Here is a 15,998-nt window from a genome sequence, read left to right as displayed (position 1 = left end):
TATGGAATTTCAAGAAATATGGATCGGCTATAAAAGTTTTTCAAGATAATTCAATTTCAACAAGCTTATGCCCCTCAGGACATGCAATTTCGCCGATGATCTTTAGAATTTTCCCTTTACCATTTTTTTCCATTCCTATAGGATGGCAAACCCTATATCGGTCGCAACCGATATTCGAGCACTTGATCTCTTCAAGCGTGACAATGGAACCCTCCAAAGCGTACTTCTGAAGAACAGCACACCTGAGTGGAAGTTTTTCCACCTCAACTACTCTCACACCTTCCTCGTGTATTCTGCATTCGTGATGCACATCCCTGAGAGCCGTAATTTTATAAATTCCACCGGCATCAAGGTTAAAGCAGACAGCTTTCAGTTTGCAATCTCTGCAGTCTGTGATCGGTCCCCTATAGGCGAATTGAGCTCCCTCCTTTGCCAAGCGTTCTCCGATTAGTGTTATGATCACCATCATTTCACCTCTATCATGATTTTCCATAGACATCAAATTACACCAGTGATTCTCGCGAGTTTCTCAGCCGCTTCATATGTCAATCCAGAAGTTCCTAAGATCGTGAAACGATCAGGCCTGATCTTGTGAGCATTGACAAGGGCCTCAATGATTTCCTCTTTTGTAACTCCTAGCTGCGACGCATTTGTTGGTGCGCCAATTTTTGAAAGAGCACTCTTTATCCTCATCCAGTCTCCGCCATGAAGGTACATCATCATGATGCAACCTACACCGCACTGTTCTCCATGCAGCGCTTTGCCAGGCGCGATCATGTCAAGCGCGTGCGAAAACATGTGCTCGGACCCGCTCGTGGGGCGGGAACTGCCCGCAACGCTCATGGAGATTCCTGAGATGATTATAGGCCTTATGGCAATCCACACACTTTCTTCGAGATTTGGTCTTATCAAATCAGCATTTTCAATGAGCGTTTGAGCAGTGTAGCTTGCCAAAGCGTAAGCGGATCTGCTTACTTCCTCATTCCTGAGCCTCCTCGCAAATTCCCAATCCATTAGAGCCGTTGAATTCGAGATTACGTCAGCGCATCCCGATGCAAGAAGCCTATAGGGCGCCTGGAGAATTACCGAGGTATCTGCAACCACACCAAGAGGGACCCTTGCATCCACTGATACGTGACCATTCTTATCGTGAAGTGAAGCCCGCCCTGATGCTATACCGTCGTGTGAGGCTGATGTCGGAATGCTGATGAATTCAATGTTCATCTCTTTCGCAGTCATTTTAGCAAGGTCTATTTTGCTTCCACCGCCGATGCCAAGAATAAACGATGCTTTTATCTCTTTTGCTATGTCGATGACTTTTTCTAAATTCTCCTGGGTCGCCTCACCAACAATGGCGAACTGCACCTCAAAACCATTATCCATCAACTGATCTGCGACGCGATTGCCAGCAATCTTTCGTGTCCTTTCGCCCGCAACGATGAGGGCCGTGCCACTCAATCCAAAATCTTCGCACACCTGTGGAACGTTGTCGATCACTCCGTGACCCGCAAGGACATTCCTCGGAAAAATCATAGACCGGGCTTTCGTGAAAAGACCCTCATCCATCCAAGCACCTGAACGAAGCCTCATATACACCTTTTTCCTTTTCAATTTATCGGTGAAATCATCATTTTTTGGGTTGCTGGCAACTCTTAGTGGTCGTAGGAAGTTTCTTTTACTATTTGTGATCTGCTTATTTATTATTATTTTGATAATAATATTATCTCTGCAGTTTTATTTTATTATCTGGAATGACATATTTTACAAATATTTTTGGGGGCCAATAGAGGCTGACAAGGAAGGTCATCCAATTGACAACATAGTAGAAGGCTACAACTTCTTGAATACGATCGTTTATGCTGCACTCCTCATTTCATGCATTTTTCTCATGTACAAGGTTGTGAATAAATTCGGCATTGAAATTAACAATGCTTTTATTTATGTCTCGCTTCCTTTTTTTATATTTGGTGGCGTATCTAGATCACTAGAAGACGCTCTTTTGTTCGACGGCGCGCTTCAATACCTATTCATTTCACCGATCATCTATATTTTTATGATTTTCCTGTTCTCTGTTACGGCTGCAGTCGGGATTATCTCGGTGAAGACCAAATCAAAGTATGAGAAGTTCGCAAGCATTCCTTTTGTGATATTTCTTTTGTCAATTTTGGCTGCGACCATCCTGGTTTCCAACTTTTCATCGAACTATCTGAATTATAGCCTTCCCATGATTTTCCCTATCGCTTTTGCCTTATTTTCCATAATAGGCTTTGCGATTTTCTTTCACAAGAAATTCAATCCTTTTACAATCTCTATTTTCTTTACTGGCACATTCCTGCTGTCAATGTCAATGGCATATGCCTTGTCGTTCTTTGCCTCTACAGAATGGCAAAGCTTCTATCGTTCTGAGACCCTGGATACCATTGTGACCCAACCTGCTGAATTATTAATAATCCCCGCTATAGCCTTCTCATTCACACTGGGTCTGTATGTCGTTGATAGATTGTGCGATAAAAAACATGCGCTCCTTTCTACCCCAGTCAACATTGTTCTTGCTTTTTCTCAATTGCTTGACGGCGTAGCTACATATAGAGGAATTGATTTTTATGGCTATGGTGAAAAGCACGTTCTGCCAGAACTTGCGATAAATCTTTTTGGCAGTGCATTCGTTCTAATAATAATCAAACTGGTACTCATCATCATAATCGTATGGCTTATCGACGTTGCGTTTCGCTCGGAATTTGTGAAATATCCGAATTTGTCTAACATAGTAAAATTCGTGTTGATCTTTCTGGGTCTCGCGCCTGGCGTGAGAGATTCACTGCGCATAGCAATGGGAGTCTGACAAATTCTTCATCGATTGAGTGAGCAACAAATAACTCGCAGGAATTTGAATTTTCTATCAGCTTCGATCTTATCTTCATGTCTCTTGACTGTGGATCACTGTTGCTGGCATCGCACCTTATATTGGCAGAAATGTCCGCAAATCTTCCAAACATTTTTCAGTCCGCTTCCATTTCAATCAGGTTGAGTGAAAAAATTATTAGGTTAGAGATCTCCGGGAAGGCTAGTAGTAGAAGTCAAAAAACATCAAACTACTCAGGAGGAGATTTGGGGGTGATCCTCCCCGGGATCTCTTGGAGGGTGTGCAATTCTATTATTATATTTGAAATTTACGATCTGCTTGAGGGCGGCGTATCTAAAAAAATGCTTTTACAAAAGACGCAGAGCCTCCTGGAACAATACAAATCCTATTCCTCTTAATAAATTTTGGGAAATACTAAATTCTCATTTGTGGAAGAAGTAATGCCGAGATTTTTTTATGTGGTGTTATCCAATTCACAATATATCGTTTTGACTGGAAGTCACATATAATATGAAGTGGTACCGCTTTTCTTTTGCCGTTGAAAAGAAATTTAACCGCCTTATGATCACTTTTCTTAATAAAAAAATAGATTTACTAAAAAGGATAATACTTAAAAAATATACATTGCAAGTGAAAAGATTTGAAAGGTGAATATCATTGGAAAATAAGCCACAGCCGTTGAGAATTCTAATGGTCGATGACAATTCCGAGCATATAGCGCTGTGCGAAGAATTTTTGCCAAAAGATCAGTTCGTTATGGACAAAGCACTCGATGCGGCGGAAGCACTCAGAAAGATCGGTCGAAAGACTTACGATCTGATAGTTCTTGATTATTCACTTCCAGATATGAATGGTATCGAACTCCTCAAGAAAGTGAAGCCCCTCGTAAACGCTCCTGTGATCTTCACAACAGCCTACGACGATCCTAAGCTGAGTTTCGAAGCAAGACAACTTGGAGTCAAGGACTATGTCGTTAAGACTTTTGGATATTACAAAACACTTGGAAAAAGAATTTTGGACATTTTGGAACAATAAGCTTACTTATATGGATAAATGAGCAATTATACAGTGGATTTTATGCAATATGCGATGGCCTCATGGGGTGGAACAGTTGGTGAGAGTAGTCGGCATTATGGGTAGCCCTAGAATTGGCGGGAATTCGGATCTGTTGCTCGATGCCGCACTGGAGGGAGCAAGAGAAAACGGTGGATCGATTACCGAACTGGTTCTGGAAACAATGGATATAACTGGGTGCAAAGAATGCGATAACTGCATGTCTTCTGGAAAATGTGCGGTCAAAGATGACATGAAACAAATATATGAGCTATTGGAAACGCTTGATGTATTAATAGTGTCATCGCCCGTATTCTTTTCTGGAATTCCGGGGAAATTCAAGATTATGATCGACCGATGCCAGAGCATCTGGGCGCGCAAATTCATTAAAGGTGAATCGATCGGTGGTGGAAAGAAAAGAGTGGGTGGCGCTATTCTCGTTGGAGGCAGAGAACATTCGAATTTTGAAGGATCCCTCATTACACTGAGGGCTTTTTTTGTATCCGTGAATGTGAAATTTGTGTCTCAATTGACATTTCCAGGTGTTGATCGCAAGGCAGCCATTCTAAATCACCCGAGTGCGTTAAAGGACGCAAGACAAATGGGCGGGTATTTGGTGGAAGTTGCCTCGAGGGGATAAGATAATTTGCCGACTGAGAGATTGATGAGGAGGAGCAATTAATGCGGGGTATTTTTACCAGAATTTCCGCCAGACATATATATTGAGGAAATGATAGGTTAATGAGATCCTATGGTTGTCGTCAGTATCTCGATTTCGGCGAAGGAACTGCGGGAATTTGACGAAATTGCAAAAAAATTAGGCTTTACGAGCAGATCAGATGCTATCAGATCTGCCATTCATAAATTTGTTTCTCTTAGCAAATTGACGAGTGAAAATGAAGGAGAAGACTTGTACGTTGTATCGATAGCATACGAACATAAGAAAAAACACCAGGTAGCTGATGTGATGCACAAGTATTCCGAAATGATCAAGAGCTCGCTCCATAGCCATTTTAATGACAGATGTATAGAACAGATTATAGCAGTGGGGGAATACTCAAAGGTGAGGCTGTTTACACAGGAACTCTCATCGATAAGAGATGTGAGATATTCTATAAGCATCGTGTGAGGCCTGGGAACCGTTTATCGCTTGCGTGTATGTTGAATTATTAATTTATGAACTGGCTTTTAGCAAAAGTCAAAAGTGTTTGATAATGATTACTGGTTGCTCGTGGAAGAAAGAGAATCGCAACAGCTCGTCTGCAAAATTGATGGCATGGATTGCATTGAGTGCGCGAAAAAAATCGAAAAAGCTGTCAGTGAGATCGAGGGAGTCAAGCGAGTCCGTGTTTCCTACGCTCTTGGAAGGATGTCAGTTGAGGTGGAAAGGGGGAAAGTCTCTCATGAGAAATTGCAGGAATCGGTCGGACTCCTTGGCTATCGTCTTGAGCCTTTTGACTTGCGATCGGCCGATGAATTTTTCACTTTCAAGAACCGGAGGCTGTTAGCAACAGCTACCTCTGGCATTTTCCTTCTCTTTGGAATTTTGTGCGAAGTTATTTTAGCAATTGAAATTCTCTATCTCTTATTTTACGCCATCGCGATTGTAGTCGGTGGATATTACATTGCAAGGAGAGGCGTCGCTGCTGCTATCAAGAAATATCTGGATATCAACATGCTTATGGTCATTGCAATCGCGGGTTCAGTTCTCATAGGTTCATATGCTGAAGGTGCTGCAATCGTGTTTCTCTTCTCCCTGGCTGAAATGCTTGAATCATTCGCTATAGCCCGTACTCGCCGTTCCATTCATGAATTGATGGAATTTGCCCCGAATCTTGCCCTCGTTAAAAAAAATGGCAAAGAAGAGTACTACGATGTCAATGACGTCGAGATCGGAGATCTTGTCTTGATTAGACCTGGTGAAAGGATACCAATCGATGGTGTGGTTGTATCCGGCCAATCATCAGTTGATGAATCGACCGTCACCGGCGAATCAATTCCAGTGACAAAAAGAATTGGCGATCAAGTGTTCGCAGGGACGCTGAATTCATCGGGATATCTTGAGATTAAGGTCACGAAGAAATTTAAAGACACGGTGATCTCAAGAATTGTCCAGCTCGTTGAGGAGGCGGAAAGCGAGAAGGCCCCGACTGAGCGCTTAGTTGACAGATTTGCGAAGTACTATACGCCTGTCATCATTATTGCAGCTGTTCTCACCGTAATTATCCCAACTGTCATATTCGGCGAGCGATTTGAAATCTGGTTTTACAGGGGTTTGGTACTGCTTGTTATTTCTTGTCCCTGTGCGCTCGTCATCTCAACGCCAGTCACTGTGGTATCCGCAATTACTGGTGGGACCAGAAAGGGTATTCTATTCAAAGGTGGCATTTACCTCGAGCGAATGGGCCAGATCTCTACTATCGCCTTTGACAAGACTGGGACGATCACAAAGGGGAAACCCGAAGTTGATGAGATCATTCCGACCGGCAGCCAATCATTGAGCGAGCTCATCGCCACTGCAGCCTCCGCGGAGTTGCGGTCGGAGCACCACTTGGCCAAAGCAATAGTTTCAAAAGCAAAAGAAATGAATGTCCCAATTGGGTATGCGGAGACATTTGAGAGTTTTTCTGGTAAAGGAGTTGTGGCGGTTGTTGAGGGACATGAGATCTTGTGCGGGAATTATGATTTCTTAAGGGAAAGGGGAGTCGATCTTTCGTGTTGTGCAGATATCATTGTTCAGAAGAGCGCTGAGGGTAAGACGATTGTTGTTGTTGCAGTAGATGGTAAACTCGCAGGTATCATCTCAATTAGAGATAAGGTAAGACCAGAGGTTACAGAAGTTGTTTCGGACCTCAGACGCCTCGGCTTCATGAGAATTATCATGCTGACGGGAGATAATGAGAATGTTGCTGCAAAGGTCGCTGGTGAGATCGGCACCGATGAATACATGGCGAATCTGTTACCAGAGGACAAAGCAAAGGCTATTGAAAACTACCGGGAAAAATATGGTGCAATAATCATGGTTGGTGATGGGGTGAACGATGCTCCAGCGCTCGCGAAAGCGGATATTGGAGTTGCAATGGCTGCTGCAGGTACAGATGTGGCGATAGAAGCCGCTGATGTCGCACTCATGGGCGATGATCTGCGTGCATTGTCTTATGGTGTTAGGCTGAGCAAGAGGGCTTCAAGGGTGATCAAACAGAACATTTCAATTTCTCTAGTTGTTAAATCGCTATTCTTCGTTCTCGCATTTCCAGGTTTCATTACGCTCTGGTTAGCAATACTTATAGGCGATCTTGGAACCTCTTTTGTGGTCATTACGAATGCCATGAGGCTGGTGAAATAATCATTCCCTGCAGTTACATTGGAATCTTGATCTCACAGTCTCGTAATTGGAAATGGTATTGGATTGCGCGATTTGCCAGGCTCGATGCATCGCAATGAAGCCGATTATTTTATCGCAGTCTAAGATCGTTCGACGCAGCCTAGGATGTGCGTAGAAGAGATTTTTACGATCATCTAAACGAACTTCTAATCGCATTTCATCTCTTGTTTATGACAATTCTGCATATAGGGTCTCCATTTGCAAGCGCTTCCTTCAAGGCCACATTCTTATTATCGAGCGCCCTCTTAGCAAACCTTATGATGATACCTTTTGTTAAGGCACAAAGCACTGGATTTTTTCTGCGCTCATTGTCCCAGGGACACTTCGTTCCAATAATCTCAATCTTGTTTTCATCGTTTGTATAACTGAATCTTCCGCCAATATCTGCAAACAATCGAACGATCCCCGTGGCAAGAACTTCCGCTGATACGTCCTTTTCGCTTTGTATATATTTTGGATAAAGCGCTTTTTCAATTCTTTGTGAAATGATATTGATATACTCGTCTTTGTCCTCATCAGGAATGTTCCTCTTCAAGAGCAATGAAATTAGGTCCATCAGGGCTTCCCATGCAGTTTCATGTATGTGGGCGGTATGTGCATCGATATTGATCAATTCATCCAATAAAATAGATGTTCCGAGCGACATTGAAATCATAGCTGGTCCACTGGCGGACGAAATCACAGGCCAGAAACGCACTTCTGCTGCAGCTGTCGTTCCGTCTTTTCTTTCTATGAGCTCAATAACGGAAATTGGTCCTTCAATTGCTCTTTTGAAGTTATCTAGAATCTTATTGTGGCGGCTGGTCAGGAAGGGAATGAGATATGATCCTTTGGCCTCTTCTTGAGAGTAACCGCACTTCCTTTCGGCTTCATGACTCCAGTACTTTACTTTCCCTTCGAGATCGTATAATATCATTACTTGAGGAATATTGCCTAAGTCTTCTACAGCGGCAATCTCTCTTTCATCTACTGCTCGAGGGAAACATGAAGAATCAATGGCATTGTTGAAATCCCTCATGATTGATCGCAGGAATTCTAAATCATTGCTTGTAAGCGATATCATATTGTTGCTTACCAGTATGAGAGCGCCTCTTATTCGTTCACCGGCAAAAAGCGGAACGACAAGCCATGATCGCTTAACGTCTTGTTTTCGATCAGCAACGAACAAAAGAGGCGCCTTCTTTTTAGTCAATTCTAGGATGAGTGGATGTTGATCGCTCAAACTTGAAAAGCTCTTAACGAATTTCTCTGAAACATTGCGATATCTTTTCAAAATCCATTTTTCGCCGTCATTCAGATAAGCTGCACCCATATCGACATTGAAATGTTTGCGAATTTCTTCCAGCGCGTTTCCAAGCATATCGTCAACAACTTCCGTCTTCGAAATGTGATTCTGTGTAACACGTGCTTGAGGCATGCGCTCCGAAATATTTACCTCCCTTACTCCATGTTGAATTGATAAGAAACTTTCGATTGCCTGGGGAAAGTCTTCAATATTCACGCGTTCAATTTTGAATCCCGTGAATCTTACTCTTTCGGAACCTTGAAATTTCTGCAATGTATGATCAAAAATGATTATTTTGATTCTGTCTGGAAACTGCAATAGCACTGTTGGCAATTGATTCCCCCACAACTCAAAACTTTCCCTATCGACGGCGATAATGTCGAAAGTCAATCGTTTCTGTAACTCGATCGTCTCTTCCAGCGATTTTGCCACGAACACCGCATAATTCTTTTCATGGAGGATTCGGACGAGTTCAGAAGAGACTTCCCCATTGCAATTGATTACTAGTGCTTTCATCATCGGATTGCTTTCTTGAACAGTCATATTCTCTTCTGCATTGTGCATTATGAAAAACCACCGTATAAATATGGCGAGTTATTTCATGGCTGTACTTACAAAAACATTTGCGGAGAGTTTGATGAAGATAGGAAATTAAAAATGCCGCAGGATCATCGATAATAGGTATCTCTGAATTCTTGTTTTCAGGTCATCTGCAAATTTAAGGATTTGATGAAATCAGAAAAATCAAATTAGGAGCCGATGAAATTGAATTTCGCATCCAATTTTTCATCCGCGATAGTTGATCAGTTTCATTTTACACCTCGACCATCGAACCAAAAGAGAAAGTCATGCCATTGTTGCACGATCGTTAAGGTTTCCATAGTGTTCCTCATAATATTTTCTAAAATCGCCTGATTTGATCTCCTTCCACCATTTCTCATTGTCTATGTACCATTTTACAGTCTTCTCCATGCCCTCCTCAAAACGAAATCTTGGTTTCCATCTCAATAGGCTCCTGATTTTTCGTGAATCCACCGCATGTCTTTTGACATGCCCGGGTCTATCTGGGATGTGAACAATGAGATCAAGGGGTTTTTCAAGAAGCTCGAGCACGATTTCTGCAATCTCGAGCACACTCTTTTCCTCGCCTGTCCCGATATTGAATATCTCGCCGTTGAACTCATTTGTATGGAGAATAGTATCGATCGCTTGACAGTGGTCTTCAACATATATCCACTCACGCGTATTTTCGCCCGTGCCGTATATTGGAAGCAGTTCGTTTTCAATGGCATTTGTGACAAAAAGGGGAATCAATTTTTCGGGATACTGAAATGGACCATAATTGTTCACGCATCTCGTGATGATGACGGGAAGTCCATAGGTGCAGTAGTAGGAATATGCTAGCCGATCTGCACCTGCTTTGCTCGCCGCATAAGGACTTTTTGGCATAAGCGGATCGGTCTCTTTCGACGGTTGTTTAAGCGCCTCACCATATACTTCATCTGTTGAAATATGTACGAATTTCTTGATTCCGTGCTTTCTTGCTGCCTCAAGTAGGACATATGTTCCGTAAACGTCAGTTGTGATAAAATCTCCTGCGGATATAATCGACCTGTCTACGTGGGTTTCGGCGGCAAAATGCACAATTGCATCACACTTGGAAACCACATCTTCAACGAGCCTCTTATCGCATATATCGCCGTGGACAAATTTCATGCGATCGCCCTTTATATCCGCCAGATTTCGGAGATTACCTGCATATGTAAGTTTGTCTAGATTGATTATTTCCGTACGGGGATGTTTTTCCAGCATCCACCTTACAAAATTGCTACCAATGAATCCCATTCCACCGGTGACTAATACTCTGCGAAACATTGAAAAGTCAGTAATGTTCGTCAATAAATATACCTTCTGACTGCATGCCATGAGTGAAAAAATAGAATATTGTGGTGCGCGAGAGTTTGTCGGCGTATCACTAGGACAATTTTACCTTTTCCAGAACTTCAGGATTTACGCAGTTCAGAGGCTTTTTTCCAGATAGAACTCGTACAACTTCTTCTGCAGCAATTCTCTTCACTTCCTTTAGAGACCCCTCGCTGTAGAATGAGGCGTGGGGCGTTAAAACAACATTCTCGAATTTCAACAGCGGAAAGTCAGCTGGGGGAGGTTCGGACTCAAGAACATCCAAGGCTGCGCAACTTATCAGTTCTTCTTCAAGTGCTCTGATGAGGTCTTCGGTTTTGATAACCGCTCCCCTAGAAGTGTTTATAAGTACTGCTCCACGCTTCATTGTCTTAATTTTTTCGTAATCGATCATGTGTCTGGTTTCCTTCGTTAGAGGCGTGTGAATCGATATTACGTCAGAATTTTTCAAAAGATAATTGAGGCTAACCGGCTCGATTCCCAACTCTCTCAGTTTGTTCTCTGGTACATAAGGATCAAATGCGATGATTTTCATGCCTATTGGTTTCACTCTTTCTGCAACTGCTCTTCCGATTTTTCCAACGGCTATGAGACCCAGTGTAAGCTCTTTCAGTCTGTTTATCGGTCTTGCATCTCGCCAATCCCATTTCCCCCTCCTAATGGCGCGGTCATAAACAGTAATTTTTCTGAGAGCACAGAGCATTAACGCAAGGGTATGATCGGCTACTTCCTCGATGCAGTAGGATGGTATATTCACGACAACGATGCTTTTCTCTGTAGCAGCTTCTGTGTCAATGGTATCGTATCCGATTCCGTAACGGACTATGACTTTGCATCTCTCCAAATTTTCAATGACTTTTCTTGAGACGGGCGCATAGGTGTTCAGTATGGCATCAGCATCTTTAGCGGTTTCAATGACCTCCTTTTCTGTCTTACATTGGTGCATCTCGACCTCAGCACCAATCGTTTTCAGGATCTCGATTTCTTCAGTTGGCTCTCCATAGATGTAATCCGTAATGACAACCTTAAATGCCATGATCTCACATCTAATGCGACCTAGATTGAAGTCTCTACTAATTTTCATTTTGCAGGCAGACTAAAACACCTTTTTTATCTTTTTCGATTTTCATTTGATTGCATCAATCAATGTGCATGGTTCGCAGCAATGAATTGACATTTTTTTGGAGATCCTATGCGACTATGATGTAAACGCGGAAAGCCGAGATAATGTTTTTTGGCGTTATTCGTGAATGTCACATTGAGAAGCCTTTGGTTTTCTGCGCTTCAAACTTCTATAACGACAAGGCGTGAAGGTCTATGCAACGGAATTTTGCTTTTGCATTCATTCCGTTGGTAATCAATGGTGCGCTTTCAACTTGTTCTACAAGGAAAATGTCGACGGATGCAGTTTTTCGTCGTCGTTTTCAAGCAGGCTCCTGATCATTGGCGTATGCGGATCGATGAGTGCGCCAGTAGCACCTTCCTTTTCTAGCAGGTCCAGATCCGTTTCTACAACTCCTCCGCCTATGTAAACTTTCAAGTCGTTTGCAAGGGCTTTTTTGACAAAATCTTTCGAAACACCCTTACTGCTTCCAAGATGATTAATGTCAATGACCGCCATTTCCTCATAACCGATTTTCTTGAGCATATTAGCCATAGTCTTAAGATCTGCTGGACCTGAATTCCTCTTCGCCCATCTTATCTCCTTATCGAAGTAAATACACGGCATGCATCTATCTGAAAGTTCAAACGCCTCTTCAAAGATCCTCAAGCCATTGGCCGTTGATGTGTTGATGATAGCTCTTGAAACCTCCATTGCATAGGAATCAAACAAGTCTTGGAGTGTATGCATGCCAATGTCTAGCCAGATTTCTCGATTCTTTCTCGTCAATTCTTTAAGAACTTTGAAGTTAGGTTTTCCTTCATTGATCCCGGCAAGATCCATGAGCAAGATTGCGTTCGCACTATAATTCTTGCCAAATACCGTCTTCAAATATATGTCAAATGGAATACCCTCATTGATAGACGCCAACGCATTTCCCCGCCATACAATATTTGACACGCGAGCAACCTTTCCGATGGGAAACTCAATTCTGCCGATGGATAGAAAGGGTACGGTATCGATTGGAAGAACGGGTATTCGAAAGAAAGCTGACCCACTCTCGGAAGAAATGCCTACTCCCCCAAAGAATGAACTCCACTCCTCAAAAGTCCTGAAATGGAGCGGGACGGCTTCCTTTTCACATTTCTCGCACACATAAGTACCGTTCTTCGCATCGATTCCAGGCAGAGGTCCTCCGAAAATCACCTTCGGCACTATCTCAACGCTCCCGCAGTAAGGACATGCCAAGATTTTCTTTTCTTTCTTCATCTGCCATGCAGTAATGCAAAGAGTGATATTATAGTTCGGATGTCCGTTTTAGACTTTGAGTACCATAGCACAGTCGAGAAAGATGGCGTTGAAAGGGTATCCTACTTGTATCGTGTGTGTCTCTCAGTGTGTCCGTCCTTTACTATCCTCAATGAACCTCGAAGTCTCTTCGAACATTTGGCTCAGTGGAGTAGTTTTTGATACTTTCATTGGTTCTTGATCAATGCAAAAAACTGGAATGATGAACGAGCGCATATCTTCGCAAGCAAGTAGCTTTACGAAGATGTGGAAATATCTTACATTGAGGTGGTTGTACACAATATCGCCGTCCTTTCGCCCACAAGTGAAGACAATGATAGCTTTCTTCCCCTTGTTCAGACTGCTTTCAAATAATCCCTTTTCATTTGTGAATCTGAGAAATGCGTACAGTCGATCGATAAACGATTTGAATCTACCAGTCTCTGCACCCATATAAATTGGCGAGCCTAGTACTAAAAAATCTGACATCTGGATTTTATCATACAGCAGTTGCATGTCATCCTTTACGCAACATCTGTTACTGTCCTTGCAGACAAGGCAGCCTCGGCAGTCTTCAATCTCCAAAGATCCCAAATCAACCCATTCATATTCAATCAAATGATGTTCAAACATCCCGGCAATCTTCCGAAGTATTTTAGCAGTATTTCCATTCGTTCTGTAGCTTCCATTGAAAATGATTGCTTTCATCGACTGAGTATTCGATTCTGGATATAAATATCATCGTGGATCGCGATTTTTTGTTGTAGGATTAGGAATGCCTATGCATTTCAGGTGATCGAGGAGTTGATCAAAGATTATGCAGTTAATTTCTCATAAAGGATTTGCAGGATTATGCTGATTCCATTTTTTTTTCTGACATTTTGAAATCGAGGAGACCAATATATCATCTGTCATTGGCTATGAATTGGCATCATCTAGATCTTTGGTCGTATCCGAGATTCCACCAGGATTCGAGTATCCGCCAAGAGGTTTTTTGATCACAATGCTCTTTCGTATATCGCTTCGACATCGCTATGCATCAACCGCTTCGGATTTGTTATCATGCACGGATCCTTTAAAGCTGCATCTGCGAGATCAGGGATCTCAGATTTCTTCATACCAAGATCGCGAAGCTTTTGAACGATTCCGAGGCGCGATCGGAGTTTCGACAAAGCTTCGATCAAAGTGCGTTTCTTGTCTGGAAAATACATGCCCTCTAAATCGATTCCCATGAACTTGCCTATTTGCTCATACCTGTGTGGCGCTGCATCGAAATTGTAAGCAACAACATGTTCGAGAAGAATTGCGTTGCATTCCCCATGAGGTATGTCAAAGAAACCCCCGAGTACATGCGATATAGCATGAATGGCTCCCAACCCTGCATTAGAAAATGCGATGCCAGCGTGTAGGCTTCCGAGCATCATCTTGCTCCTCGCCTCGAGATTATCGCCTGTTTCAACGGCGAGCGGCAGAGTCTTACAAATTATACTTACCGCTTCTCTGGCATGAATATCAGTAATAGGTGAGCGGCCAGTCGAAACATATGCTTCAATTGCGTGGGACAATGCATCTAATCCTGTTTCGGCTGTTAATCGCGGAGGCATTGTTGTCGTTGTTACTGGATCGATAAGCGATACCCGAGGGATCAAATACTTGCTTATAACGCAGAATTTCCGCCTCTTTTCCAGCTCCATATAAACTGCAAACTGCGAGATATCCGCGGCCGTGCCGGCCGTTGTTGGTACGCATATGAGCGGGGGGAGTGGATTTACAACTCGGTTGGTTCCCTCATAATCTTGGATAATTCCACCATTTCTCGAGAGGATGCCGATTCCTTTCGCGCAGTCGATTACACTACCACCACCTATTGCAAGAAGAGAATCGCATTTCTCCTCGGCGAAGAATGTTGCGCCTTCCACTATCTCGTCAGTTCGCGGGTTTGGTGTGACGTTCGAATATTCTACGAAGCAGATCTTCGCGTTATTCAGCGTTTCCTTGATGTCTTCAACCCATCCGGCCCCTTTTATTCCCTCATCCGTCACTATAAGGACTTTTTTCGCAACAATTACTTTTGCATATTCTGAAGCAAGAAATCTCGAATCAAGCCCGAAAACAATTTCTGGGAGCAGAAATTTTCTAAAGTGAATTTCAGACGATGTATTATTCATCACCCCTCCTTCTTGTCGCTCAATTATTCTGAAGAATCGAGCAACATTAACGCCTTTAATTTTCCCACACCTACTATTTAATACTTTTCTATTATGCGATAATGTACTCGTAAGTCAAATTGCTCATCCCTTCCGTGTTGGCAGCAAAATGCCGTATTTAGAGCAGAACAAATTTTGAATTTTACTCTTGAGAAACTTCTCTTGGATCAGTTTGCATATTTGTTTGCCGAGAAATAGCGTTGTATGAGAAGCGATTCCAATGAAAGCACCGCAATTCAAGAAAAGCGCCTTTTTCGCAAATAGTAGGGCTATTTTGGCCGTTATCAAACCCTTGTAAATTGAGGGTTTTGTGCAAAATATGGTTGTGCGTTATTTGTTTTTGATTTCCCTTCAATCATCATCTGTTTTTTGGAGCCCAATCGTACGGAATCTCTTTCGAATCAAATGGTAATCTGTGTTCATCAGGGTTTATGTAGTCATAAACCTCAGTTGGAATATTCAGGACCCACGCTTCATCCCCACCGATTGCAGTGAAGCCGTGATAGACATTTGGAGGAATTTTCACTATGATGAAATTCCGCTCCCCCATAAAGAACTCATTGATAAGTCCTCTCGTTACAGAGCTTTCCCTGGAATCATAAAGAACGACCTTCGCCATTCCTTTAATACACACGAAATTATCTGTTTGCTTTTTGTGATAGTGCCAGCCTTTCACGATTCCCGGATAACAGACGGTGATGTATAACTGACCAAATCGTTCGAATTCTTCCCAATCGCTTCTGAATAATTCCATCAACCATCCCCGATCGTCGGGAATTGGATGTAACCTTCTGACGACGACGCCGTCGATCAACTTCTTGTCCATCTAGATTCCCCTAGGGAAAATTACATCATATCATTTTATAATTTTGACTTATATTTTTAATTAGGCA

Annotated in this window: 15 protein-coding genes; 6 read left to right on the top strand and 9 right to left on the bottom strand. The window is 42.6% G+C overall.

The features are described from left to right. Positions 1 to 40: 40 nt before the first annotated feature. Entirely contained in the window at positions 41 to 499 is a 459-nt protein-coding gene (locus tag QW087_07295; GenBank protein MEM2944526.1) for a UPF0179 family protein, read from the bottom strand. Then, positions 499 to 1,590: an NAD(P)-dependent glycerol-1-phosphate dehydrogenase gene (locus QW087_07290; GenBank protein MEM2944525.1), complete on the bottom strand. Its 1,092-nt coding sequence runs from the start codon at positions 1,588 to 1,590 to the stop codon at positions 499 to 501. Before QW087_07290 ends, QW087_07295 begins: the two co-directional genes overlap by 1 nt. 118 nt (positions 1,591 to 1,708) lie before the next feature. Between QW087_07290 and QW087_07285 the strand changes: the two genes are divergently transcribed. The 6 genes from QW087_07285 to QW087_07260 all read left to right on the top strand — a co-directional run bounded on the left by QW087_07285 (position 1,709) and on the right by QW087_07260 (position 7,262). Further along, entirely contained in the window at positions 1,709 to 2,842 is a 1,134-nt protein-coding gene (locus tag QW087_07285) for a DUF63 family protein (protein ID MEM2944524.1), read from the top strand. 182 nt (positions 2,843 to 3,024) lie between these two features. Beyond that, complete coding sequence (locus tag QW087_07280; GenBank protein MEM2944523.1) at positions 3,025 to 3,261, top strand: hypothetical protein; 237 nt, start codon at positions 3,025 to 3,027, stop codon at positions 3,259 to 3,261. A 259-nt stretch (positions 3,262 to 3,520) separates the two neighbouring features. Then, positions 3,521 to 3,898 carry a response regulator gene (locus QW087_07275; GenBank protein ID MEM2944522.1) on the top strand — a complete coding sequence of 126 codons (378 nt, stop codon included), beginning with the start codon at positions 3,521 to 3,523 and terminating at the stop codon, positions 3,896 to 3,898. A 79-nt stretch (positions 3,899 to 3,977) separates the two neighbouring features. Beyond that, entirely contained in the window at positions 3,978 to 4,556 is a 579-nt protein-coding gene (locus QW087_07270; GenBank protein MEM2944521.1) for a flavodoxin family protein, read from the top strand. Positions 4,557 to 4,667: 111 nt separating this feature from the next. After that, positions 4,668 to 5,045 carry a ribbon-helix-helix protein, CopG family gene (locus QW087_07265; protein MEM2944520.1) on the top strand — a complete coding sequence of 126 codons (378 nt, stop codon included), beginning with the start codon at positions 4,668 to 4,670 and terminating at the stop codon, positions 5,043 to 5,045. A 102-nt stretch (positions 5,046 to 5,147) separates the two neighbouring features. Then, positions 5,148 to 7,262: a cation-translocating P-type ATPase gene (locus QW087_07260; GenBank protein ID MEM2944519.1), complete on the top strand. Its 2,115-nt coding sequence runs from the start codon at positions 5,148 to 5,150 to the stop codon at positions 7,260 to 7,262. A 196-nt stretch (positions 7,263 to 7,458) separates the two neighbouring features. Here the strand turns inward: QW087_07260 and QW087_07255 are convergent, their stop codons facing one another. The 7 genes from QW087_07255 to QW087_07225 form a co-directional block, all read right to left on the bottom strand. Further along, positions 7,459 to 9,150 (bottom strand): methanogen output domain 1-containing protein, encoded by a 1,692-nt coding sequence (locus QW087_07255; protein ID MEM2944518.1) that lies wholly within the window; start codon positions 9,148 to 9,150, stop codon positions 7,459 to 7,461. 282 nt (positions 9,151 to 9,432) lie between these two features. Beyond that, positions 9,433 to 10,461 carry a dTDP-glucose 4,6-dehydratase gene (rfbB, locus tag QW087_07250; GenBank protein ID MEM2944517.1) on the bottom strand — a complete coding sequence of 343 codons (1,029 nt, stop codon included), beginning with the start codon at positions 10,459 to 10,461 and terminating at the stop codon, positions 9,433 to 9,435. A gap of 100 nt (positions 10,462 to 10,561) precedes the next feature. Beyond that, on the bottom strand, positions 10,562 to 11,593 hold the full coding sequence (locus tag QW087_07245) for a C-terminal binding protein (protein ID MEM2944516.1): 1,032 nt from the start codon (positions 11,591 to 11,593) through the stop codon (positions 10,562 to 10,564). Between the two features lie 297 nt (positions 11,594 to 11,890). Further along, entirely contained in the window at positions 11,891 to 12,880 is a 990-nt protein-coding gene (locus QW087_07240; protein MEM2944515.1) for a HisA/HisF-related TIM barrel protein, read from the bottom strand. 123 nt (positions 12,881 to 13,003) lie between these two features. After that, positions 13,004 to 13,606, bottom strand: a complete 603-nt coding sequence (locus tag QW087_07235) for a flavodoxin family protein (protein MEM2944514.1) — start codon at positions 13,604 to 13,606, stop codon at positions 13,004 to 13,006. 290 nt (positions 13,607 to 13,896) lie between these two features. Next, a complete protein-coding gene (locus QW087_07230) occupies positions 13,897 to 15,066 on the bottom strand; it encodes an iron-containing alcohol dehydrogenase (protein ID MEM2944513.1) in 1,170 nt (389 codons plus the stop codon). Between the two features lie 397 nt (positions 15,067 to 15,463). Continuing rightward, positions 15,464 to 15,931, bottom strand: a complete 468-nt coding sequence (locus QW087_07225; GenBank protein ID MEM2944512.1) for a dTDP-4-dehydrorhamnose 3,5-epimerase family protein — start codon at positions 15,929 to 15,931, stop codon at positions 15,464 to 15,466. Between the last annotated feature and the right edge of the window lie 67 nt (positions 15,932 to 15,998).

Source organism: Methanomassiliicoccales archaeon (assembly GCA_038850735.1).
Lineage (GTDB): Archaea > Thermoplasmatota > Thermoplasmata > Methanomassiliicoccales > JACIVX01 > JACIVX01.
The sequence above is the reverse complement of the archived record's forward strand: the minus strand, read 5'-3'. Positions and strand labels throughout refer to the sequence as shown.